General features: G+C 64.3%; 17 protein-coding genes. 2 read left to right on the forward strand and 15 right to left on the reverse strand.

Annotation, left to right across the window (positions count from 1 at the left end; all coding sequences use genetic code 11):
* Window positions 1–13: 13 nt before the first annotated feature.
* From QRQ56_RS11615 to QRQ56_RS11670, 12 genes are all read right to left on the reverse strand, one after another.
* Window positions 14–1,255, reverse strand: coding sequence for a Bcr/CflA family efflux MFS transporter (locus QRQ56_RS11615; RefSeq protein ID WP_438739900.1), 1,242 nt, complete (start codon window positions 1,253–1,255; stop codon window positions 14–16).
* A gap of 165 nt (window positions 1,256–1,420) precedes the next feature.
* Window positions 1,421–2,557, reverse strand: coding sequence for a helix-turn-helix transcriptional regulator (locus QRQ56_RS11620; protein WP_438739901.1), 1,137 nt, complete (start codon window positions 2,555–2,557; stop codon window positions 1,421–1,423).
* A gap of 319 nt (window positions 2,558–2,876) precedes the next feature.
* Window positions 2,877–3,380, reverse strand: a complete 504-nt coding sequence (locus QRQ56_RS11625) for a DUF3455 domain-containing protein (RefSeq protein ID WP_438739902.1) — start codon at window positions 3,378–3,380, stop codon at window positions 2,877–2,879.
* Window positions 3,381–3,607: 227 nt separating this feature from the next.
* On the reverse strand, window positions 3,608–5,920 hold the full coding sequence (locus QRQ56_RS11630; protein WP_438739904.1) for a TonB-dependent receptor: 2,313 nt from the start codon (window positions 5,918–5,920) through the stop codon (window positions 3,608–3,610).
* Entirely contained in the window at window positions 5,901–6,968 is a 1,068-nt protein-coding gene (locus tag QRQ56_RS11635) for a HoxN/HupN/NixA family nickel/cobalt transporter (RefSeq protein ID WP_438739905.1), read from the reverse strand. The genes QRQ56_RS11630 and QRQ56_RS11635 overlap by 20 nt, the downstream gene beginning before the upstream one ends.
* Before the next feature lie 209 nt (window positions 6,969–7,177).
* On the reverse strand, window positions 7,178–9,436 hold the full coding sequence (locus QRQ56_RS11640) for a TonB-dependent receptor (RefSeq protein ID WP_438739907.1): 2,259 nt from the start codon (window positions 9,434–9,436) through the stop codon (window positions 7,178–7,180).
* A 447-nt stretch (window positions 9,437–9,883) separates the two neighbouring features.
* Window positions 9,884–10,342 (reverse strand): hypothetical protein, encoded by a 459-nt coding sequence (locus QRQ56_RS11645; protein WP_438739909.1) that lies wholly within the window; start codon window positions 10,340–10,342, stop codon window positions 9,884–9,886.
* Entirely contained in the window at window positions 10,326–11,243 is a 918-nt protein-coding gene (locus QRQ56_RS11650) for a DUF2950 domain-containing protein (RefSeq protein ID WP_438739911.1), read from the reverse strand. Before QRQ56_RS11650 ends, QRQ56_RS11645 begins: the two co-directional genes overlap by 17 nt.
* A complete protein-coding gene (locus QRQ56_RS11655) occupies window positions 11,240–12,910 on the reverse strand; it encodes a DUF3300 domain-containing protein (protein ID WP_438739912.1) in 1,671 nt (556 codons plus the stop codon). The genes QRQ56_RS11650 and QRQ56_RS11655 overlap by 4 nt, the downstream gene beginning before the upstream one ends.
* Before the next feature lie 165 nt (window positions 12,911–13,075).
* Entirely contained in the window at window positions 13,076–14,959 is a 1,884-nt protein-coding gene (locus QRQ56_RS11660) for a sensor histidine kinase (RefSeq protein WP_438739914.1), read from the reverse strand.
* A gap of 106 nt (window positions 14,960–15,065) precedes the next feature.
* The gene (locus tag QRQ56_RS11665; protein WP_438739915.1) at window positions 15,066–16,298 is read right to left on the reverse strand and encodes an HlyD family secretion protein; all 1,233 of its coding nucleotides are present in this window, start codon (window positions 16,296–16,298) and stop codon (window positions 15,066–15,068) included.
* A complete protein-coding gene (locus QRQ56_RS11670) occupies window positions 16,291–16,716 on the reverse strand; it encodes a hypothetical protein (protein ID WP_438740167.1) in 426 nt (141 codons plus the stop codon). Before QRQ56_RS11670 ends, QRQ56_RS11665 begins: the two co-directional genes overlap by 8 nt.
* Window positions 16,717–16,881: 165 nt before the next feature.
* Here QRQ56_RS11670 and QRQ56_RS11675 point away from each other — a divergent pair, with 165 nt between their 5' ends.
* Both QRQ56_RS11675 and ppk2 read left to right on the forward strand, forming a co-directional pair.
* Window positions 16,882–17,334 (forward strand): hypothetical protein, encoded by a 453-nt coding sequence (locus QRQ56_RS11675; RefSeq protein WP_438739917.1) that lies wholly within the window; start codon window positions 16,882–16,884, stop codon window positions 17,332–17,334.
* A 22-nt stretch (window positions 17,335–17,356) separates the two neighbouring features.
* Window positions 17,357–18,157, forward strand: coding sequence for a polyphosphate kinase 2 (ppk2, locus tag QRQ56_RS11680; protein WP_438739919.1), 801 nt, complete (start codon window positions 17,357–17,359; stop codon window positions 18,155–18,157).
* A gap of 73 nt (window positions 18,158–18,230) precedes the next feature.
* Here the strand turns inward: ppk2 and QRQ56_RS11685 are convergent, their stop codons facing one another.
* The 3 genes from QRQ56_RS11685 to QRQ56_RS11695 are packed head-to-tail and all read right to left on the reverse strand — an operon-like array spanning window position 18,231 to window position 23,158.
* A complete protein-coding gene (locus QRQ56_RS11685) occupies window positions 18,231–18,665 on the reverse strand; it encodes a hypothetical protein (RefSeq protein ID WP_438739921.1) in 435 nt (144 codons plus the stop codon).
* 21 nt (window positions 18,666–18,686) lie between these two features.
* The gene (locus QRQ56_RS11690; RefSeq protein WP_438739922.1) at window positions 18,687–20,387 is read right to left on the reverse strand and encodes an aspartate:alanine exchanger family transporter; all 1,701 of its coding nucleotides are present in this window, start codon (window positions 20,385–20,387) and stop codon (window positions 18,687–18,689) included.
* Window positions 20,388–20,404: 17 nt separating this feature from the next.
* Window positions 20,405–23,158 (reverse strand): decarboxylase, encoded by a 2,754-nt coding sequence (locus QRQ56_RS11695; protein ID WP_438739924.1) that lies wholly within the window; start codon window positions 23,156–23,158, stop codon window positions 20,405–20,407.
* Between the last annotated feature and the right edge of the window lie 39 nt (window positions 23,159–23,197).

Raw genomic sequence — 23,197 nt, forward strand, 5'->3', positions numbered from 1 at the left:
GACGATCGGTCCGCTATGTCTGATCGCGGGTCATGTGCCGTGGCAACGTCGCAAGCACGTGCAACAGCAGCGCGACAAGGGACGTCGCCGCAAGAACGACCGTAAGTCCCTGGACCGGATCGCTGGAGACGACCGCCGCGAGCGAGGCACCGCAAGCCGCGCCCGCCATCTGCGCGGAGCCGAACAAGGCGGCCGCCTGCCCGGCCCTGTCGCCGAACGGCGATAGTGCCGCCGCGCTCGAAAGCGGGCTCGCAATTCCGACCCCGAACAGGAAAACCGGAACGACCAGGAGAAACGAGACGAGCGCGATCTGTCCGATCAGCGTCATGGCAAGCAGCGCAACCGCGCCAATCGCGGCCGCAGCGAGGCCAATCGAGGTCGCGCCATGGCGACCAAACCGGGCCGCCAGTCGCGGCGCCAGCACGCCGGCGCCAAACACGATGAAGACGACACCTGCAAACAGCCAGCCAAGAGCCAGCGGCGACAGGCCAAATCCCTCGAGAAGCACGCGCGGCGCGCTGGACAACACAGCGTACAGGCCAGCCATGAGCAGACCGGCCGTCCTTGCGGGCGCGCTGAAGCGTGCGTCTCGAATAAGGCCGAGATAGCAACGGATGATTTCCAGCGGAGGATGTGGACCACTGACCGTCGCAAGGGTTTCGCCGACGAACGTCAGATACAGCGCTCCCGTACCGACAGCGACGGCCGCGACGAAGACGAATTCGAATCGCCAGCCGAGAAGAAGATCGATCGCGCCGCCAAGCAGAGGCGAAAGGCCCGGCGCCGCGGCGGTGGCGATCGTGATCGATGCCATCGCCCGGGTCAGTCCCTGCCCCTCGAACAGATCGCGAGCGATTGCGCGCGACAACACGGCAACGGCGCAGACGCCGGCCGCCTGCATCGACCGGCCAATCAGCAGGTTGGTGAAATCTCCGGCGAATGCGCACCATGCCGTGCCGAGCACGAAGACGCACAGCCCGGTGACGATCGGCGCTTTCCGCCCGAACCTGTCCGACAACGGGCCGACGACGAGCTGCCCCGCAGCGAAGACCACCAGAAAGACCGGTATGCTCGACGTCACGGCCGCGCTGGACACGCCGAGATCGGCCGCGATCGCCGGCAGCGAAGGAAGGAAGATGTTGGTGGACAGCAGGCCCATCGCCGCGAAAGCGCAGATCACGCCTCTTGCGGCCATGCTCGTTCGTTGTCCGGACTTGCCGGCCGCAACCTTGGCCAGTGCGACGTCACTGCTCATGTCTGGTGCTCTCGCGGATTGATGGCTCGCGGGATCGGCTGCTGCCGTCAGCAGCGCCGATCGGATCACGGCAATACTGAGCAGTGCACCTCGGCGTGTCGTCCCAGGAATGGGGGAAAGGACCGCTCCAAAGGACGGCAAATCACGCGTCGCTCCTGCCCGCGTTCAACCAGCGAGCGGTGTCGCATACTCCGCCACGAGCCGGACGAGATCGGCCTGCCGGGCGGCACCGGTTTTTTCGAAGAGGTTGCTGACATGCGTCCTGATCGTGGTGTCGGCGACACCGAACGCGCTGGCAATCTCCGGAACTCCGCCGACCTCGACGATCGCGAGCAGGACGCGCAGCTCTGTCGGCGTCAGCTTGAAAGCGCTGCCGATCGCCTGCGATGCGAAGGGCAAGGCGAGCGAGGCCTTTCGAACGAACAAGGCGGCAACGGCCGTGTTGACGATCCCGGCGCGACACCGCGCGCCCGAGGTCAGGGGCAGCGCATGCGCAACATAGCGTTCGCCGTCGCTGCCGGTCAGCGGCATCGCGATGCCCCTGGTGCCGAGTGCGGCGTCGCCCTGCCCGGCGCTCGCAAACACCTCCCGCAAGGCTCGATCGGCCTGCGTGTCACGCGCGACGAGCCGGCCGCCGGTGGAGCTCAAGACAGCGCCTGCAGCGAGAAGTGCGTTGCCCGCGGCATTTGCGTGAATGAGCCGGCCGCCGATATCGACGAGAAACATGCCCGCATCGAGCCCGTCCAGGGTATCGACGAACGTGGCGACCTCCGCCGCCCTGAACTCGAACATCCTGCCGATCAAGACCGAACGCCGGATATGTGGGGCAATCAGCTTCATTTGCCGCCGCGCATGATCGTCGGCGATGCCGTCTGCCTGGTGACGAAAGACGCCGAATATCGCCGCCCGCATCGTGGTTCTGTCGACGACCGCACTGAGAAAGTCGACCAGGCCTTGAGGCTCGGCCCATTGGCGATAGAAGCTGGTGCGGGTGAGCTCGTCGCGCGGTATCAGATCTGCGGTGGCAATCGGCTCTTCGAGGTCCCCCTGGAAATGCGCCACTGCAGCCGGGTAGATCTCGCCGAACAGCTCCACCGGCAGCGGCCTCTGGAATCCGAAGCCGTGGGGAATGGCGGCGTGCTGGACGCCGACATCCTTGCAGAACAGCCCACCGCCGACGCCGCCGACAAACCGGGCAGCTCCTGCAATGGCGTCCTGCCAGCGTGAGGCGTCGATCGCGGCGTCGTAGACGACGCCGATCAGATCGCTGAACTCTAGCTGATCACCGGGACTGACTGGCACGGACAAGGTCTGGACCGATCGCAGGTTTGGCACACGGTTCATCGGGCGCGCGGAACGTGGCCTTGCGAAGGCGCCGCCCGCATGCTCCGGGGCCTTCCAGGCCGATCATTGTCCGTTCCTCTCAAATCATATCGCCCGCTCACACTTGCCCGGCGCGGACGCCCGGTCATCCTCCGTTCGGAGGATGTGCGATGCGAGCGACTGACGGCAGGCCGCCGATGATCGATGGCCTCTGCAATTACTCCCGCCGAGGCGATTCCGCGTCCTGCGAACCTAGGAGGCCGCCGTCCGCGACCATCCGAGAACGGCCGCAATCGCCTCAGTTCCCCTCGCGCACGAAGACGTAAGTGGCGGAGTATGGGGCAACGAGCGAGGTGCCGGTCTTCTCGCAGGAGCCTTGCACGGCACCGCCATGAGTCTCGATCCGCTGCACGGTCGTCACCTTCGAAAACAGGCCCTCGCCGCGCGCGCTGACGACGTTGAGCTTGAGCCAGGCAATGTCGTTCGGCGTCGCGCCGGGAGCGCTCGCGACGACCTTCCCCGTGATCGCGCTGCCGTCCACGCTCTCCCAGATGGGACCTGCATAGTGGCGGCCGACGGTCGTACCGTCCGAGATCAACGTCGCGATCGGCTCGCGGAATGTCCACACCAGCTTGCCGTCGCTGCCGGCCTTGCAATCGTAGGTCTGCGCACCTTCCGCGAGGAGGCTCGCAACCACCGCTCCCTCGGAGGCGATCTCCTTTGGCACCGTCGACTTCGGCGTTCCTGTGCCGAATGTGATGACCGCAAGGACTACCGACAATAGTTGGGCGACGTTCTGCATGCCTGTCTCCTGCCAGATCGATCTCTTGACCTCTTCACGGCGCGCCGCACACCATCGCGCGTCGCCGTCGTGCCAAGGGCGCCGTTGTGGCCTTCGAATTCAACCGATCGTCAGGTACCAGTCGCGCGCAAACGCCGCCTCCTGCAAACCTGGGAGACGTCGCTCGCGATTCCGTGTGAAGCGGGACTTGTGTGGGACGGCAAAAGCCGACTACTCCCCGATCACCCCTAAAACGACCCCGCGATGGTGAGGCGGACCGTCAACGGCTCCACGGGATGCAACACATAGTCCATCACGCCATTCTGACAGACTGACGTCGGCGCGGTGCCGGCCGTACAGAGGTTGTAGAGCGTATCGGTCTTGAGCAGCGATCCGTAGGCATAGGTGATCTGGCTGGCCTTCGTGTTAAGCAGATTGAGCACATCGAGCTGAAGGCGCCAGCCATTGTAGATGCGATAGCCGAGGCGGCCGTTGAAAATGCTGGTCGCTGAGGAGCGGAACGAATTGTCCTCCGTCAGCGGGCTCGGTCCCAGATAGCGCCAGCGCAAGCCACCGAACCAGCCGGTCTTCTCGCCCAGCGTGACGCCGACGGACGCCACCATCGCCGGCGCGTTCGGAATGTAGTTGCCGGGCGCGTTGCCGATCTGCGCTTCGGGATAGCCGGCAAGCGAGGCGTAGACTTCCGCCTGCGCGCTGTCATAGCCGCGAAAGCGCGCATGGGTCATGGCGAGATCGGCGTCGATGTCGATCCACGACCGGGGCCGGTAGTGGTTGGTCCATTCAAGACCATAGCGGCGGCTGGCACGGGTCGCCGAGGTGTCGCCGGCATCGCCGGAGAACAGGATCTCGGAATCCTGATCCAGCATGAAGAAGCTGAGCGAGGTGTCGAGGCCGGGAACGATCCTGCTGCGCATGCCGACCTCTGCCCCCTTGGTACGGACCAGCAGCGGCGACGGCGTCAGCCGCGTTGCGGGATCGCTGGGGTCTTCCGTCGTGGTCGCGCCGCGGGCATCGTTCGAGTGCATGCCGTAGCCGGCGCCGAGGAAGAGCTCGGTCTGATTGAACGGGCCGAGCACCATCCTGAATTTCGGGCTGCCGAGCGCGGCGTCCGCACGGCCGGAATTGCTTGTATTGAACCGCGAGTTGACGTCGGCGGCATAATAGTCGCCGCGCCAGCCCACGGTCGTCCTGAGCCAATCCGTCCAGCGCACGGTATTCTCGGCATAGACGCCGACGCTGCCCTCGCCGACCTTGTCGCTGCGGATGTTGGAGAGAAAGCCGCGACGGAACGTGTTGGTGAGCGCAAGGTCGATCGCATCATAGCGCGACTGCAGGCCGAAGGTCGTCTGCATCGGCAAGCCTGCGAACGAGCCGTTCAGCGATCGTGAGACGTTGGCGCCTGCCATCAGGCGGTCGTCGTGCTGGTGGAATTGGTCGCCGAGCACGGGATCGCTGAGGTAGTAGGTGAAATTGTTGAAGAGGTCGAGCTGGCTCTTCACGACATAGGCGTTGACTTTCCAGGAACCGAGATCGTCGCTCTGCGCGATGCGTCCCGACAGCGCAAAGCGATTGGTGTTGCCGCCGTCGCTCGGGTCTTCCGAGCCGAAGCGGCTGAGAAAGCCGGATGTGATCGCGCGTTGCGGTACCTGGTCGGTCGAATTCCACGAATTGGCATAGGCCATGCCGGTGATGGAGACACCGTCGGTCGCGGTGCCCTGGCTGTAGCGCACGAGGCCGTTGAGCTTCCGTACATTGTCCGGATTGTCCCAGGGGCCGTTGTAGGTGCCGATCTCGCCTGCCACGAGCATCGAACCGTCACCAACCTTCGCGGAATCCATTCCGAGCAGACGGCGGTAGCCAAAGCTGCCCACGGTCGCCTGCGCAAGTCCCCTGGTGCGGTCGATCAAGCCGATATGGACGCTTCCGGCCGAAGCGAAGTCGCCTTCGTCGGCAAAGTACGGCCCCTTGCGCACATCCACCGCGGCGATGGTTTCCGGAATCAGCCAATTGAGATCGGCATAGCCCTGGCCGTGCGCGTGGGTGCGCATGTTGACGGGAACGCCGTCGACGGTGATCGCAAGGTCGGTGCCGTGATCGAGATTATACCCGCGCAAAAAATACTGGTTGGCTTTGCCCTCGCCGGAATGCTGCGTCACGATGAGACCCGGCACGGCTTCGAGCGCCTCGCCCGGCCGCGTGAACGGGCGCGCATTGAGCTGATCGCCCGAGACGGTGATCTCGCTGGCCATGCTCGGTTGGTCCTTTGCACCCGAGGCGACGCTGCGCACGTCCGATGCTTGCGTCGCCGTCGGATACACCAAGATGCGATGGCCGGCCGGAGACAGCGCGCCGGTGCGGCGCGATGTGACCGGCTTCTTGCGTCCTGCTGTCTCGCCGCCGCCGACCCGGATCGACGGCAGCTCGCGCGAGGCGTCACTGCTCTGCGCCAACGCGCAGCCGTCATCGGCGAGCAGCACCAGGGCCGAGAGTGCCGTCAGCGCGCCGCAGCCACGACCGGGCTCACGCCGCTTCGGTTGCATCGGCGCATTCCAGGGCCTTCGCTCGGCCGCCCTCGACGATGCGACGATAGAGCACGACGGAGACGAGCCAGGCGATTGCGAACAGCGCGACCACGGCGAAGCCGACATTGGCGAGCGACTCGTTGAGGCCATCGACCAGCGTCCACACGCCCCCGGACAGGCCGAGCCGATCAGCGGCGAGCCCAAGCGCTTCGATACCGCCGATGAAAAGTGCGACCGCCACCGAGGCGCCGGTGATCGTGAGATTGTACCAGAGCTTTCGCAGGGGATCGACGAAGGCCCATCGATACGCGCTCACCATCAACGCGGAATCGGCGGTGTCGACCAGCGCCATGCCCGAGGCGAACAGCGCGGGGAAGACGAGTATGTCGGCAACCGATGCGCCGCGCGCGGCTTCGGTTGCGGAGATGCCGAGCAGGCCGATCTCGGTCGCCGTGTCGAAGCCGAGCCCGAACAGGACGCCGAGCGGATACATGTGCCAGGGTTTGGTGACCAGCCGGAACAGCGGCCCGAGCAGGCGCGCGAGGAAACCGCGATTGGCGAGCAGCCGCTCCAGACCTTCGGCATCGTGAACGCCCTGCTCCCGCGCCGCGCGAAACGTCCGCCACAGCCCGACGAAAATAGCGAGATTGATGGCCGCGATCGCCAGCAGGAACAACGCCGACACCGACGTGCCGATGAGGCCACCGATCTCCTTGAGCAGGCTGTCGCCGCCGAGGCTAACCACGCCGAGCGCGAGCAACAGGGTCGCAGCCACGACGACGGTGGAATGGCCGAGCGCAAAATAGAGGCCGACGCTGTGCGGCGCGTCGTCCGTTTGCATCAACTTGCGCACGACGTTGTCGATGGCAGCGATATGGTCGGCATCGACGGCATGGCGCAGGCCGAACACCCAGGCCAGCAGCGCCGTCGCCAGTACCGTCGGCCGGTCGCCGAACAGCGCGAAGGCCCAGACCCAGGCGGCGATGTTGGCGGCGATCAGCCCTCCGAACAGCACGAGCGTCCCGGATCCGATCGCCCGCAAAGTCCGCCTCACCGCCTGCTCCATTCACCCGATCGCGTAGTATGAGGTTTATCAAGAACCCTCATACTGACAAGAGCAAGAGCTGCGCCATTTTGGCTTCGCGGCCGAGGGCGCCTGGACGGGAAAGTCAACCCATTGATTTAATCCAGGATTTCTCGCCACGGCCGCGTAGCAGCATGGCTGGGATGCTGGGCTCTCACATGATCATGCCCTCACGACGGCCCGGAAGCGCTTCACATGTCCACGGTCATCGACAAGAGGTAGGTGCGCGGCGCGCCCAGGAAGAACGTTCCGAACGACGCGACGCTCGACCAGTAGCTCTCGCCGGTCACGTTCTGGATGTTGGCGCGGAACACCGTCTTCCGGCCGTTTATCGCCGTGGTGTAGCGGGCGCCGAGGTCGAGCCGTGTCCACTCCGGAATCGACTGCTTGTTCGCGGAGTCGATGAACTGCTTGCCCGTGTAGATGACGGCTCCGTTCAACGTGAGGTCTCTCATCCACGGCAGATCCCACTCCGCGCCGATATTGGCCTGTACGTTCGGCACGCCGATCGGTGTGTTGCCCACATTCGCCGCGACTGCGGTCTTCGTCAGCGTACCGTCCAGCAGCGATACGCCTCCGAGAATGCGAACATCCGGCATGAGCTCGCCATAGACGTTGAACTCGAGCCCGCGGACTTGCTGTTCGCCTGTCGCCGCGAAGCGCCCGGCGGAGAGCTCGCCGCTCGCCTTCGAAATCTCGAAGGCGCTGAAGGTGGTCGCGATCCGGCCGAACTCCACCTTGATGCCGGCCTCGTACTGCTTGGCCACGTAAGGCTGCAGCACTTCACCGAAGTTGGACGCGGCCTGCGGTGCCACGTCGCCCCGCGCGAGGCCTTCGACGTAGTTCGCGTACAAGGAGACATTCTCCAGCGGGCGGACGACGAGGCCAACCACCGGCGTGACCGCACTCTTGTCATAGGACGACGACAGCGTTCCCACATTGGAGAGATAGTTGTTGGCCTCGATGCCCTGGCGCCGGACACCCAGGGTCAGCAGGACACGCTCGTCGAGCACGGACAAGGTGTCGGCAATCGAGAGCCCGGTGAGCTCGCTGTCCGAAAGCCGCGGGCGGCCGCTCGCCTCGTTGGCAAACTGTGTCGGTGCGACGGAGGGACTGTAGATGTTCGACGTGACCAGAGTGCCGTTGGTCAGCCGCCGGTACAGCGCGTCATGATAGACCGAGGCCTGGACGGCGACGGCATGATGCACGAAGCCGGTATCGAAGCGGGCGCGAAGGCCACCATCATAGGTGGTTCGATCGATACTGAGTCCGAAGAACTGCGGCGTGGACGTAGTGTCGCCGCTGGTGTTGACGATGGTCGGAAGGCCGAAGAACCGCTCGACATTGGTCTTGGAGCCGCCGACATCCGCAAACAGCGTGACCTGGTCGCTGACATCGTACTCGGTCCGCAGCAAGGCCGAGTGGTCGGTGATGCGCGACCATTCCCAGGGCTGGGTCACGTTTAGCTTGCCGTCCGGCGCCTTCGGCACCTGCAGGCCGGACCCCATCAGGAATGGACGCTGGGGCGCATCGAACCGATCGGTCTGCGTGATGAGATAGAGCCAGGACCTGAAGCGCTCTCCTTTGTAGTCGAGAGCGAGCGATCCGACACCGGTCGCCTCGGACTGGCGATCGATGGGCGTATCGCCGCCGCGGACGCTTCCGCTGGCGCGTACGCCCCATTCCTTGCCATCCCCGTAGCGCCTCGCGACGTCCCAGTGACCGCCGAAGCGTGCAGTCGAGCCGTAGCTTGCGGTCAGACGGGTCAGTTCCTCGTCCGCGCGCTTGGGCACGACGTTGATGACGCCGCCGACGCCGCCATTGGGCGCCATGCCCGACAGCGCGGCCGAGGGACCCTTGAGCACTTCGATGCGCTCGACGTAGTCGGTGAGGATGCGATAGGTCGGCGCGATTCCGTAGAGTCCCTCGAAAGCAAATTCGCCGTTGTTGCCTTCGTTGATCGGAAAGCCGCGAATGTTGAAGGAGTCCAACACGCCGCCCGTCGGATGGGAGCTTCGCACCGAGGGATCTAGGATCAAGGCATCCGCACCCGTTGCGGCCTGCTGATCACGAACGAACTTGTCGGTGTAGCTCGTCGCGCTGAACGGCGACCTCATGGTGCTGGTATTGCCGAGCATCCCGAGCCGCGCGCCTTGCGCAACCTGACCGCCGGCGAATGGCGGAGCGACGGCCGGTTGCGATTGCACCGCGACAGTCGGAGCTTGCGGTGCGCGCCGCGAGGTCGACCTGACCCGGGCGTCGTTTCGCCTGGCAGGCGCGCGGCGGGCCGACGGCTTCGCCGGCGCATCGACCGTCACCGGCGGCAGAGCGGTTCCACCTTGTGCCGTTTGAGCTTGCGCAGGTAATTCGAACCACGTCAGCAACGCCGCTCCACCCAGCAGCGCCATTGCTACGCGCGCCACCGTCCCAACCCCACCCGTACGTCGCATTCCCGGCAAGCCCTTCTTCCATAGCGCGCAGCTCGCCGTGAAGCGGCTCCGCGCTCGGCCAGCAGCGAACAGGGACCGAAGAGCTACTCTTCGGATCCGAGTTCGGCCGGCACATATGCCCCGTCAATCAATTGCTCTGCAGAGGCCCACGCGCATTCGCTGCCTTCGTTCTGGCAGCAACATTTAGACACGAACGATCTGCATCGCCTCTTTAGGAAGAGGCCACCATGACGGCAACGCAAATGCGCGCGCCGCGACTTAGAAGACCTCGATCAATAGCGATCGACGGGCGAATGTCTGGAACGATTCAAATGCGCTGTGGATGAAACGAGTTTGGTGCGGTCAAATTGCCGCAGGAAGATCCGGCAGAAGCGCACGCGTCAGGACGCTGCGTCATCATGTCGTTGCTGCCGCCTTCATCGCAACGACGTCCGCCAATGACGCGCACTATCTCAGCGAGATCGTGATCTGACTGACGTTGGCTGCGAGCTCCAGCCCCGCTTTCGGCCCCTGCATCACGATCGTCACGCCCTTCTCGTTGCGAAGGTGGACGCCGTTGACGCCGCCGACCAACGCAAAGCCGCCGCCGACGGAGCTGTAGGTGCCGGCGAAATCGCCGATCTCCCGGATGCCCGAAGCCCAGCCGTCAAGCCGGCCGACCGTTGCACCCGCCGTGATGCCGAGACTTAAGCCCGTGATCCTGAAGGGGTAAGTTCGTCCGCGATAGGTCAGCACGCCGCTGCCAGCGCCGCCGCCGATCAGAAGGCCACCCTTGACGATCTTGGCGCGGACGTGACCGGCCGCTTGCGCAAAAGATGGTGTCGCCGGCGCTGCCAGAAGGAGCGCCAGCAGGACCGTTGCGATCGAGCGAAACATCAGCGCGCGCCGTTCACGGTTTTGCGGCATCGACCTTCTTCCAGGTCTGATCCGGATCAAACAGCGTGGTGCGCTCGGCGACGAACGTCGTGCGCTTGCCGAGATCCTTTTGATAGACGGTGCCAGCATGATTGACGAGGAACGTCATCACACCGGAATTGCCGTACTCGGCGGGCCAGGCGATCAACGCGAAGCCGCCGATCATCTTGCCCTTGACCACGTAGTTGAGCGCGCCACCGGCCGCATCCGCGCCCTGCCCTTTGAGGATGTGGAAGTAATAGCCGTGATAGGGCGCAGGTCCGACATCGCCTGCGCGATAGCCCTCCTTCGATGCCTCGGCCGCCAGCGCGCCGAGCGGGCTCGGATCGCTGTCGTCACGCCAGAACAGACCGTCCTTCTTTCCCGGCGTCGAGACGATACGCTGAGCGTAGACACCGGCGCCCTCGCCGCGATCCTTGTCGGCGTATTCGTTCTGCGCATCGACATAGGCGAGCGCTGTCTGGATCGCATCGAGCTCGTTACGGCCGATGCGACGGCGCAGCACCTCGATTCGTCCCTCATCGGTGTCGAACTCCCACCCGGTCCTGGTGTTGACCAACGGAATCGGGAACGGGAAATCGTCGGGTCCGAGCAGCAAGGTCGCGCTCTTGTTGCCCTCGGCCTTGATGCCGTGCTTGGCATCGTACATCGACGTGAAGCGCTGGCGGATGTCGTTGTCCGCGATCTCGTCGCCGGAGGAGACGATGTCGTCCGCGGCCCTGCCGAGCACCTTCAGAATGTCGCCCGGTCCGCTCTTCACCGCGGCCGCGAGCGCCGCGGCCGCATCCTCGGGTGTCCTGAACGACTGCTGAGCATGCGACGCAGACCCCAGCAGAGCCAGCGCGAAGAGACCCGGCAACATGGCCCGGCGGAGTGATGTCAGACCGGTCATGGCGTCACCTCTGCAGGGATCCTCGCGCCGCCGGCGAGCCAGTCGCGGTAGGTGCGGAATGTCAGCCCGAGCTTCTCGTAATGAACGCGCAGATAGCCGTCGCTGCCGCGCGTCACTGCGTCAGGCATCACCTGCTCAACCTCCTGCGCCATGACGCCGACATAGGCCTTGTCGCTACCGATATAGCTGAAGCGGTAATAGCCAAGACCGCTGGCGAGATGACCGAGCAGGACGATATCGTGCTTCAACGCGATGTCGGAGCGCCGGCCGCCGCCACCACCACGACCGCCGCCTCCAAATCCTCCTCCGCCACCGCCGCGTGCCGCCATTCCGCCACCACCGCCGCGGCCGGCCATGCTCGGTCCAGCGCCGCCACCGCCGCGCGGCATGCTGGCCATGCTTGAACGTCCCCGCGCAGATGCCGCGGCCGCCGACCGGCCCGAGGAGACGTTCATCGCGCCGCCGCGATTGCCGCCACCACCGCGATTGGCGGCAGCGCCACCGCTCGCGCGATTCGCAGCCTTCGCACGGTCCCCGCCGCCCTTGGCGCGGTCACCTGCACCCTTGGCACGATCCCCGGCGCCGGCGCGATCACCGCCGCCCGGCCGATCGCGGGTCCCGGCGCTTGGACGATCGCCTGCACCCGGACGATCTCCGCGATTGCCCGCGCGATCACCGGCACGATCGCCGGCGCGATCTCCCGCACCCTGATTGGGACGCAGCACCTGGTTGCCGTCACGGCCGCGGAAATCCATCCGGTCCGAGACGCCGGCCTTCATATTGTTGTTGCCGAAACGCTGCTGAACGTTGGTGTTGTTGTAGCGCACTCCCTGGCGATGAGCGGGATTGTGCTGCCAGCCATTGCCGATGTTCGTGGTGCGATGATTGACATAGACATTGCGATTGCCCCAGTTGCAGCCGCCGCCCCAGTAATTGCCCCAGCGCCCGATCGCCCAGGCGGTGCCGAAGGCGAGGCCCGCGGCAACCACCCCCGCGCCGATATAGGAAGGGTAGCCCCAATAATAGGGCGGATAGGCCGCATAGGGCCAAGTGCCGTAAACCGTCGCCGGATCGTAATACGGCACGTACATCTCCGCAGGATTGGCCTGCTGCACCACGACAACCTGCTTGCCCGCCTGGGACTGCACGCTGACCTTCTGCTGCTTGGTGGTGACCAGCTTCTTGTTGTCATAGGCCTTGGTGCGCAGGCGCTGGACTGCATCCATCACGTCGGGCTGCTGGGCGAGAAAGGCATCGCCGAGCTTTTTGCTCCATTCGAGCTGATCGCTCATCATGGTCAGCACATCGGCGGTGCTGGCCAGCGCTTTGACGCTGTCGTCCCAGGCCTGCTTCTCGACCTCCGTCTTCAGCGCATCGCCCTTCAAGGTCTTGCGCTCCTTCAGCCAGCGGTCGGCCTGCACGACCTCCAGGGGATAGGTCGAAGCGGCGAGAACGTTGGCCAGGAGCTCGTCGGGATAGAGCGCGATGGGCGCGACCAAGGCCTCGAGCTGCTCCGGCTTCAGAAGCTCGGCCGTCGGCGCAGGCGGGCTCGCGGGCTGCGCCTGCGGTGCGGTAGCTGCAGGTGTCGTTGTGGTCTGCGCCGTTGCAGCGACGGAGGTCGCCATCAAGAGCGCAAGTGCCATCAGGGTCTTGCCGCAGCGGAACATCACATCCTCCCTCGGGCTTCCAGTCCGGGACGATCGGGCCGGGGCGCGGAGGTTTGTTGATCGAGATCAACGAAATGAGGTCATCCGCGCCCGTCCAGTCATCCCCCAGCGGAGAAAGCAGGCCCCGCCGCCCCGGAGGCCCGATCAGGATCAAGCCACCGGCCGTCAGCGGACGATTGGAAGCCGGATCGTGAACAGCGCGCCGCCCGCGGGCAGGTTCGCGGCCGAGATCGTGCCGTCATGGGCCTCGACGATGGTCTTGACGATGGCGAGCCCCATGCCCATGCCTTGCGGCTTGGTCGAGAAAAACGGATTGAAGACATTTGCGAGATCGGAGACGTCGATCCCCGGTCCCGTGTCGCTGACCCTGATCTCCGCATCCTTGCCGGCGCGCAAGGTCGAGACGCTCACCTCGCGCTTTGCCGCTTCCGCGTCGGCGATTGCATCCATTGCGTTGATGATCAGGTTGAGAACGACCTGCTGAAGCTGGATCGGGTCGCCTTTCACCGGCAGGTCGGTCGCGGCCGGCATGTAGATCAACGTGATCCGACGTCCGTCGGCGACGGCGCGCACAAGACCGATGGCTTCGCGCACCATATCATTGAGCTCGATGTCCTTGACCTCGAAGGGTGTCTTCTTCAGGACGCTGCGCAACCTGCGGATCACCTCGCTCGCCCGCTGATCGTCACGCCGGATGTCGGCAAGGATCTGCCTGACTTCATTGATGTCGGGTGAAGCGGCCTTCAACAAGATCTCCGCTGTCTCGGCGTTGGTCAGGATGGAGCCGAGCGGCTGGTTCAATTCATGGGCGATGGACGTGGTCAGCTCACCAACGGCCGAATAGCGGTTGGCGTGGGCAAGCTCGGCAATGCGCTGGCGCGACTCGATTTCGGCGAAGCGGCGGCGCCCGCGCTCGTGCAACAATCCGCTGATGAGTCCGGCCTGCACCAGGAAGACGGCCGCAATCATCAACATCTGCCAGCGGTAACGTTCCCAGATGTTCGGTTCGCGAAACAGGATTTCGCTTCCGGGCGGCAAACGGCTCTCGCTGATGCCCCAGCGCTGCAATTCCCGCCAATCATATCGCGGCGGCGCGAAGCCGATCGGCTCGTAATTGATGTTCCCGGGTTTTGCGCCCTCGAGAATACCGATCATGGCACTGACCGTCCTCGAACTCGTGTCCTTGACCAACTGCATCGGTCCGCCGACCGCGCCGCCACCGAAAAACGGTTCCTGATAGGAGAAGATCGGGGCATTTGCGACCGCGTGCAGGCTCCGCAGCGCGATGTCGCTCTCATGCACGACGCCCGCCGCATCAACCGACATCAGGCCCCAGAACAGCACGGTGTGTGGCGGAAGCGCCGATGCACGCTTCAGGATGTCATCGAAAGACAAATCCGAATACCAGAGAAGCTCCAAACGCCCCGTGAGAGGTTTCAGCTCCCGCCTCACCTCCTCGACCCAGAATTTCTCGAGCGGCGAAGCACCGATGATGACCGCAACCGATTTGGTGTCCGGAAGAACCTGCAGGATATTCTCGAATGCGGCGACGAAGTCGTTGTGGATCGCCACGACGACGTCGTTGTCGCGGAGATTGGCGCGATCGATCAGCCGGCGCTCGACTGCGGCCAGCACGAGCGGCGTATCGGGAAACAGTTTTGCGCGATATCTCTGCGCGAACCTGGCCGCGGGGGCACCGATGCTCAACACGATATCGGGCGTCGCTCCCTGGTAGAGCGACTGCAGATAATCGACGAACGGCGCCTCGGGCCCGGGATTGTTGAAGCGCGCCGTCAGCAGCGCGTGCTCCTGGATATCCAGGGGCCAGGGCGATTGCCGCTCCAGCTCGGCCTTGATCTCGCGCGCATACTCGCTCCAGGGTCGAAACTCGCGGCCGAAGGAATGCAGCACCAGCACGCGCTTGAGCTCGCCGCGGAGGCTCCGCCCGACGGCCTCGGCACGCTCCGGCGCAAGGCATACGGCGACGACCAGGCAGAAGCACGCCAGTGCGACCGCTGCCGGCCTGAGCCTGACCGAAACACCGCACATGCGCCCGTTCTGCTCCACTCCCGCAGCTTCCGACGGCTGGGTTTCAAACAATCTAGCGGGAATAGCGTTGCCGGGACAGTGCCGGCGACGCAAATCCAACTCCCGCTCAGTGTCCGCTCAGCACCAGCGTCTGGATCGGCAACAGCAGCGCCTGGATACGCAGCAGCAGCGCGTGAACGAGGCCGACACCATCCACGACGTGCAGCGCGATCTTCCGGCTGGTCGGCGTATCCTTGGCCGAGATTTCCTCGTGATTGCTGGTATAGGCGTTGACGACGCAGCTGCTGCCGGGGGTCACGCCATCGAGGCCCCCTTTGTAGAGCGGTTCCAGAAACACCAGGATGGTCCCGGGGCGGACGGCGTTCTGTGGATCGACAAGCAGCTCTCCGGATCGGAACTGTCCGGCGGCGATGTAGTCCTGCACGGTCGTGATCACCATCGGGATGATCACCCACGGCTTCGAGATGCAGGTTGCTTCCGCGACCATGCCCTCTTTCATGACTTGTGCCTCGATCTGGCCGAACCCGGCCTGCAACACCTTGCGACCGGCCCCGTCCGGAATGAGCACACCAGCCGGGCGCATCAGCTGATTGACGACGTCCCCGGGACGGATCAGGAATTGCTCGACACGCCCATCGACACCGGCGCGGACGAAGGTCTTGTCGAGATCGACCTGGGCCTGAGCGAGCGCAGCCTCCGCGCTGGCTTTCTGTGCCGGCAGCAGCACCGAGACCTGCAAAGCCGCCGATTGCTTCGCAGCCGTCGCAGCGTCGATCCCGGACTGGCGCTGATCGACCAGCACGTTGAGTTTGTCGATATCGCGTTGCGGGACTATACCGGGATTGCGGCGCTGGAGCTCGGTCTTGACCTCGAGTTCGTCCTTGGCCTGCTGGTAATTGGCCCTCGCCTCACCAACCTGCGCCTCCGCCTTGACCACCTCCGCCTGCGCGGTCTGCACGGCGGCATCGACCTCCGCGACCTTCCGCTTCGCAGTTTCAAGCGCGGCCTGCTGCTTCGAGGCGTCGAGGGTGAACAGGACATCGCCCTTTTTCACCGGTGCGCTGAAGCCGACCTTGACGTCGGCGACGCGACCCGAGCCTTCGGGCAGGATCGGCACCGTGCGAAAATACAGCGTTGCGGATGATGTCGTCGGATGGAAATAGAAGATCATGGTGATCAGCGACACCGTCAGCATCAGGCAGCCCGTGATGCCCCAGCGCAGCTCGTACCAGATCGAGAAGAACGTGATTTCCTTGCCGAAGCGCTTGCCCTGGCCGTAGCGACGGTAAAGATAATCCGGCAGGATCGTCAGCAGCGAACAGAACATCAGCTCAAACATGGCTGTGCTCCTTCCCCTTCGCCGGTCCGGACTTATCAGGAGGGGCAGGCGCCACCACGGCCTCCGTCCGGACATCCTCGCCATCGGCAGCCGGCGTCGCCTCCGCGATCTTCTCGACCGATCCGGCAATGCTGCGCAGCGGTGTGCCGAAGTCGGGAAGGTCGATCATCGCCAGCAGCAAGCCTGCGATCCAGAAGATATGCATGTGCGTGAACAGCGAGATCAGGCCGAGCACCGCGACGAACTCGAATTGCAGCTTTTGCGATTTGTGCGCCATCCGCTCGGGCAGGCTGTGCAGCTTCCAATAGAGCGTGCCGACCCAGAGCACGGTACCGATCAGGAACAGGCCCATCACCACCATCAGCGTATCGGTCCCGCTCCCCGGGGCCAAATAGAACGGCAGATGGTGCGGAGCCATCGGATGCAGCTGGTCGCTCAAACGTCTCTCCCGGTCAGCGAGGTCTACTTGCGTCACTGTGTTCAGACAGCTTCCCGTATTGCTTGACTTGAATCAAGGGAATGCCCCTCCGCCGGACCTAGCGTTCCCTCGATGCTGATTGGATAATCATCAGGAGCCGCAGCCATGTCCGGCCTCGACGATCTCATCCCCGACGCCGCCATTATCCGGAAGGAAGCCGCCCTCAAGGAAGCCGAGAAGGCCGAGGAGTATGTCCGCCTCGCCGCCGCGGCCGATGCCGAGAAGCGCGCGCTGATCGAGCGACTCAGCAAGCCCTCCGGCAAGAGCGAGGAGGAGAAGATCAAGCTTGCCTCGACCATCATCCAGCGTGCAGTGCGAAACGGCCTGACGGAGGTTCTCGTCTATCGCTTCCCCAACTCGCTCTGCACCGACAAGGGGCGCGCGATCAACCAGATGGAGAAGGGCTGGGAGACCACGCTGACCGGGATTCCCAGGGAGATCTTCCAGCTCTGGACCGACTATCTGAAGCCGCGCGGCTATCGCATCGCCTACCAGGTCATCGATTTTCCAGACGGAGTGCCCGGCGATATCGGCGTGACCATTTCCTGGGACGAATGACGAGCTGAACGAGAGGAACGGCATGGCCAGCGAGGCGCCCGACGGGCGGATGAAGCGGAAGGACTACGAAAAGAAGCTGAGAAAGCTCCAGGTCGAGCTCTGTCACCTCCAGGATTGGGTCAAGGCCCAGAAGCTGAAGGTGATCGTCATTTTCGAAGGGCGCGACGCCGCCGGCAAGGGCGGCACCATCAAGGCTTTGACCGAAAAGGTCAGCCCGCGCGTCTTCCGTGTCTGCGCCCTGCCCGCGCCCTCCGACCGGCAGAAATCGCAGCTGTTCATGCAGCGCTACATCGAGCAATTTCCCGCCGCCGGCGAAGTCGTGATCTTCGACCGCAGCTGGTACAACCGTGCTGGCGTCGAGTATGTCATGGGCTTCTGCTCCCCGGTCGAGCATAAGCGCTTCCTTGAACTGTGTCCGCTGGTCGAGCGATTTGCCGTCGATGCCGGCATCATCCTGATCAAGCTGTGGCTCGAGGTCGGGATGGAGGAACAGGAGCTTCGCTTCAAGGCCCGGATCGAGGATCCGCTGCGGCAATGGAAGCTGAGCCCGATGGATACCCAGTCGTTCGGCCGATGGTACGACTATTCGCGCGCACGCGACATGATGTTCGAGGCAACTGACACCAAACATGCGCCGTGGCGGTTGATCCGCTCCGACGACAAGCGACGCGCGCGGCTCAACGTCATCTCTCATATCCTGCAAGCGATCCCCTACAAGAAGCTGAAGCGGGAGAAGGTCAAGCTGCCGCCGCGATCCCACAAGGGGCGCTACAACGACCAGGCGAGCCTGCGCGGGCTGAAGTTCGTCGAAGAGCGATATTAAGACGCGCGATGGTGAAACGCGAAACGGGCTGCGATGACGCAGCCCGTTTGTCCTTGGGGACGACTGCTCAGCCTCATTTAAGCCGGATCGTGACCCCTCCGACCGCAGCCGACACTTCCGCGCCGACCTTCGGGCCGCTGAGCTGAAGGATCACGCCATTGCCGTTCTGCAACTGTACCGCACCGGCACCGGCAGCGACGGCGCCGCCGGCGCCGCCGACCACGTACGACCCCTCGATGGACGCGGGGCCTCTCAGATTGAGGGCCCTGCCAACCAGCTTGGTCGTGGACGCGCCGACCGTAAGGCCGACGCTCATGCCGGAGACCGTGAAGGGATATTTCTTGCCTCTGTAAAGCAGAACTCCTTCGCCGCCCCCGACGCCGACGATGAAGCCACCCTTGGTGAAGACGACGGCGACCTGCCCGGTGTCGGCTCGCGCTGGCGTGGCGACAGTGATGGCGGTTGCGAGCATGACGATTGCAGCAGCGCTGAAGCTAGACTTCTTCATGACGTTGTTTCCCCTTCCTGATCATTGCGCCAGTATCATTGCGAAATAGCCGAACACGGTGAGCAGGATGCCCGACACGGCGTAGCCGACCGGGAATCCGATCCAGGGCACCGAGCTCTGGATTTCGACCGCGGCCTCACGGCACGGTCCGGAATGCGAGCGCGCGCCGGCGACGCCGCCCATCAGCACGGCCGGATTGATCTTGAAGACGTGGAAGCCGATGGCCCAGACGATGAACGGCGGGATCGTGCAGGCAATGAAGCCGACGAGGAAGATCTTCAGAGCCACCGCGCCGGTGAGCTGGGCCAGCAGCCCGGCGCCGGCATTGACGCCAACGATCGCCACGAAGACGACGAGGCCCAGATCCTCCAGCACGTTGCGCGCTGCATTCGGCGTGTTGCCGAAGAAGCGCAGGCGCGACACGATCGAGGACACGATCACACCCGACAGCAACAGGCCGCCGGCATTGCCGAGACCGATCTTGGCGCCGAAGGCCGGGAACTCGATCTTGCCGATCAGGAAGCCGATGATCATGCCGAGGGCCAGGGTCAGCAGATCGGTCGAGGTGTTGGACCGGGCAATCCGGCCCCACATCTCGCCGAGCTCGCTAACCGCCGACTTCAAGCCGACCACGGAGACGATGTCCATCCGCTCCAGCTTGGTCTTGAGACCCGCCGGAATCTGGACGCCGCCCCGCTCGACCTTGGTGACCTGCAACTGGCCGGCAAGCGCGGTGTCGCGGAAGGATTCGAACGTGCGTCCCACCATCTCCTTGTTGGTGACGAGGATCTCGGCCTGGTCCATGGGGATTCCGAGTGTCTTGGCATCGGCAACCTCAGGTCCGATCAGACCCATCTTGTCGGTGAGATGTTCGGTCGAGCCGCCGAGCGCGACGATGTCGCCTCTCTGCAGAACGAGCTCGGCATCTGCGCCTTGCGCCTCGCCACCGCGCGAGACGTTGACGATGCGGTATTCGGGATTGATCGCCCGGAACTTGGCGATACTCATCCCGGCCGTCGCCGAATTCTCCAGCCGATAGGCACGCAGGCCGAACTGGCGGAAGCCGGTGAGACCGCCACCCTCGAGATCCTTGACGCCAAATTCCTGCTCGTACTGCCGGGCCGCCGCCTTCGCATCGACGCCCCACCAGCGCGGCAGGTATTTGCAGATCAGGATGATGCCGACGGTCCCCCAGATATAGGTGATACCGTAGGACAGCGCGATCATGCCGGAGGCATCCTCGGGCTTCATTCCCTCCGGCAGCTTGACGACACCCGAGGTGATGGCTTGCTCGGCCGAGCCGATCGCGGCCGACATGGTCTGGGAACCCGCCAGCATGCCGCCGGCAGCGCCGGGCGGGAGCGAGAACATCTTGGCGCCGATGACGACGAGCGCGAGCCCGATCACGCTCGATACCACTGCCAGAATGCAGAACTTCAGTCCGTCGCCCTTCAGGCTGTTGATGAAGGACGGGCCTACGCGCAGGCCCACGCCATACATGAAGAGATAGTAGAACAGGCTCTTGGCGAAATTGTTCAGCTCCAGCTTCACGCCATAGCTCGAAGCCCAGACGGAAACGCCCGCGCCGACCACGATGGCGCCGGCGACCATGCCGAGGCCGTAACCCTTGATGCTGGCCCGGCCGATATAGACGGCGAGACCGACGACGAAGAACAGCAGCAGATATGGATTCTGCTGCAGAAACGTGAAGAACGCCTGCATGTTGGTCCCCTCCAGACTTATGACGCGGCCTTGAGCTTCGGCTGCGCGCCGGGCTTCGGCCGCCCGAGCTTCGCCAGGGCCTCCGTGCGCACCAGCTTCAACCCTTCCTTGGCGTCGTAGCCGTGGATTTCCTTCACATCGAGCTTGCGCATGAAGTCGATGGTCTCCTGCGTGATGACCTGCCCCGGCACCATGATCGGGAAGCCCGGCGGATACGGGATCACGAAATTGGCCGAGACGAGCTCGGGACCCGCCTTCAATCGCCGATCGATCTCGGGATCGCCAAGGCGGATGTGCTCGCAGCCGGCGACGTCGTAAGCGGCATAGAAGCCGGTGCGGATATCGCCTTCGTTGGTCTTGGTGCCGGCATCACCCCGGAAGCTCGGGTGGAAATGCGAGAAGTTCGGCAGATCGGGCACGTCCTTCATCAGGCTCGTCACCCGCGCCTCGAACGTCTTGCGGGCGTTGGCGCCGCCATGGGCGAGGCCGCGGTCGATCTCGCCCGCGATTTCGGCGAGCACGCGGACGAGATGCGCGACGTCGCTGCGGGTGTTGTTGATGTTGGACTGGACCAGGACCGAGTTGCGCGAGGTCTTGTTGACCTGGATGTTGTACTCGTTGGCGAGAATGCCCTTGAACTGCGTTCCGTCATACCCGGCCATGCCGCACACCAGCGTCATGCGGGTCGGATCGAGGCAGAACTCGTCTTCATCCAGGCTCTTGAGCGTGTTGGCCCAGTTGACGCCGGGCGTGAGAAAGTCGGTGAAACCGCTCTGGCGATATTGAGCCGGCACCATGGCGTCGGCGCCGAGGATGCGGAAGTATTTCGAGATCAACGGATTGTTGTTGACCGCCTGGCGGATCGCGAACGCGATCTCGATCGCATTGGCGACGAGGCCATAGCCTTCCAGCTCCATCTGCCGCCGCGAGATGTCCAGGCTGGCGATCAACTGCTGGTTCGGGCTGGTCGAGGCATGGGTAAACACCGCTTCCTTGAACTGCTGCTCGACCGTGTGGAAATCGACGTCCTTGACCGAGAGCATGGATCCCTGGCGGATCGCCGACATCGACTTGTGGGTCGAGTTGGTCTGGTAGACGCGCAGCCGGATCTGGCGCGGATCCGGGATCAGCCGGGTCTTGAGCAGCACCTCGTCGGTCGGGTTCTTGCCGAGCTCGGCCTGCTGCTTCTCATAGGCCGCGACCGACTTCGGATCGTGCATCCAGGCCTCGATCTCGTTGGCGGCGCCAAGTCCGGTGCGGCGGCGCAGGAAGGGCGAGAAGCGCGCGAAGCCGAACCAGGCCTCGTCCCACAGGAAGATCAGGTCGGGCTTGATGGCGAGACATTCCTCCATCACCCGGCGGGTGTTGTAGATGTGGCCGTCGAAGGTGCAGTTGGTGAGATCGAGCAGCTTGACGCGGTCGAGCCGGCCGTCGGCCTTTGCGTTCAGCAGCGCCTGCTTGATCGTCTTCAGCGGCACCGCGCCGTACATCGAATATTCCGTCATCGGGAACGCTTCGACATAGAGCGGCTGCGCGCCGGCCAGCACCATTCCGTAGTGATGCGATTTGTGGCAATTGCGGTCGACGATCGCGATGTCGCCGGGCGCCAGCAGCGCCTGCACCGCCATCTTGTTCGAGGTCGAAGTGCCGTTGGTGACGAAGAAGACGCGGTCGGCGCCGAGCGCCCTCGCCGCCTTCTCCTGCGCCTTCTTGATGTTGCCGGTCGGCTCGAGCATGCTGTCGAGACCGCCGGTGGTGGCGCTGCTCTCGGCCAGGAACAGGTTCGGGCCGTAGAACTCGCCCATGTCGCGGATCCAGTCGGACTTGAAGATCGACTTGCCGCGCGCGATCGGCAGCGCGTGGAAGGTCCCGATCGGCCGCTGCGCGTATTTCTTCAGATTGTCGAAGAACGGCGTGTCGTAGCGATCCTGGATGCCTTCGAGGATCGACAGATGCAGCTCCAGAAGCTCCTCGACGGAATAGAAGATGCGCCTGATAACATTGGCCTCGGGATTGCCGGCCAATTCCTCCACGTCGCGGTTCGAGATCATGTAGAGGTCGAGCTCGGGCCTGACGCGCTTGATGATCTGGGCGAGCCGAAGCGCCGAAGCGTCGGATTCGTCATTGAGATTCACCGTAGCCATGATCGAGCGCAGCACCGGCGCATTGTGGCGCGAGCGCAGGCCAAAGCCCTCGTTGATGATGACGGCCCCGATATTCGGGTTGACCATCGTGGCGCAGAAGGCATCTTCCAGGCTGCCGACGATCACAGGCTCGTAGACGAAGGCATCGACCGGGCGGCGCAGCTTGCGCCATTCGGCCGTGAGCGCCGGCCATTGGCTTTGCGATACGCCTGTCACGATCAGGGTCTCGAAATACGGCCTGCGCGCCGTATGCGCGCCGAAGGTCGGCGGCACCAGCTCGGGCGCTTCGCCATTGCCGTCATCCTTGGCACTCCAGTCACCGGCATGCTGGCGGAACGACCGCGTGGCCAGCGCCTGGGCAATCCTCGTCGCAAGCGAGAACGAGGCCGCGCCGTCGCCGGCCGCAGCCGCTTCCCGCAAGGCCCCTATCAGCTGCATGCCGGGATAGCCGTGGAATTCCTCGGTGATCGACAGATCGGCCAGCGCCGCATCGTAGGCCGCGCGATTGCCAACCCGGGCCCAGACCTTGGCTGCCTCGACCAGATCGCGCCAATCGTCCGCCCGGGCTCCAGGGCCGGAGAAAAACTGGTCGATGCGCTTTTGCGTCGGCTTGGTGTCCTTGGACATGCATGTCTCCCGATCGTCAGCGGTCCCTGACAGTCTCTT

Origin of the sequence: Bradyrhizobium sp. U531 (assembly GCF_051710265.1) — a bacterium.
GTDB lineage: Bacteria > Pseudomonadota > Alphaproteobacteria > Rhizobiales > Xanthobacteraceae > Bradyrhizobium.

What these genes read in the sequence shown, in the direction of transcription:
- QRQ56_RS11640 (WP_438739907.1), bottom strand. Translation starts at nt 9,436, where the DNA reads ATGCGACGTACGGGTGGGGTTGGGACGGTGGCGCGCGTAGCAATGGCG.
- QRQ56_RS11630 (WP_438739904.1), bottom strand. Translation starts at nt 5,920, where the DNA reads ATGCAACCGAAGCGGCGTGAGCCCGGTCGTGGCTGCGGCGCGCTGACG.
- QRQ56_RS11675 (WP_438739917.1), top strand. Translation starts at nt 16,882, where the DNA reads ATGTCCGGCCTCGACGATCTCATCCCCGACGCCGCCATTATCCGGAAG.
- QRQ56_RS11650 (WP_438739911.1), bottom strand. Translation starts at nt 11,243, where the DNA reads ATGACCGGTCTGACATCACTCCGCCGGGCCATGTTGCCGGGTCTCTTC.
- QRQ56_RS11685 (WP_438739921.1), bottom strand. Translation starts at nt 18,665, where the DNA reads ATGAAGAAGTCTAGCTTCAGCGCTGCTGCAATCGTCATGCTCGCAACC.
- ppk2 (WP_438739919.1), top strand. Translation starts at nt 17,357, where the DNA reads ATGGCCAGCGAGGCGCCCGACGGGCGGATGAAGCGGAAGGACTACGAA.
- QRQ56_RS11615 (WP_438739900.1), bottom strand. Translation starts at nt 1,255, where the DNA reads ATGAGCAGTGACGTCGCACTGGCCAAGGTTGCGGCCGGCAAGTCCGGA.
- QRQ56_RS11665 (WP_438739915.1), bottom strand. Translation starts at nt 16,298, where the DNA reads ATGTTTGAGCTGATGTTCTGTTCGCTGCTGACGATCCTGCCGGATTAT.
- QRQ56_RS11690 (WP_438739922.1), bottom strand. Translation starts at nt 20,387, where the DNA reads ATGCAGGCGTTCTTCACGTTTCTGCAGCAGAATCCATATCTGCTGCTG.
- QRQ56_RS11635 (WP_438739905.1), bottom strand. Translation starts at nt 6,968, where the DNA reads ATGGAGCAGGCGGTGAGGCGGACTTTGCGGGCGATCGGATCCGGGACG.
- QRQ56_RS11625 (WP_438739902.1), bottom strand. Translation starts at nt 3,380, where the DNA reads ATGCAGAACGTCGCCCAACTATTGTCGGTAGTCCTTGCGGTCATCACA.
- QRQ56_RS11645 (WP_438739909.1), bottom strand. Translation starts at nt 10,342, where the DNA reads ATGCCGCAAAACCGTGAACGGCGCGCGCTGATGTTTCGCTCGATCGCA.
- QRQ56_RS11660 (WP_438739914.1), bottom strand. Translation starts at nt 14,959, where the DNA reads ATGTGCGGTGTTTCGGTCAGGCTCAGGCCGGCAGCGGTCGCACTGGCG.
- QRQ56_RS11670 (WP_438740167.1), bottom strand. Translation starts at nt 16,716, where the DNA reads ATGGCTCCGCACCATCTGCCGTTCTATTTGGCCCCGGGGAGCGGGACC.
- QRQ56_RS11695 (WP_438739924.1), bottom strand. Translation starts at nt 23,158, where the DNA reads ATGTCCAAGGACACCAAGCCGACGCAAAAGCGCATCGACCAGTTTTTC.
- QRQ56_RS11655 (WP_438739912.1), bottom strand. Translation starts at nt 12,910, where the DNA reads ATGTTCCGCTGCGGCAAGACCCTGATGGCACTTGCGCTCTTGATGGCG.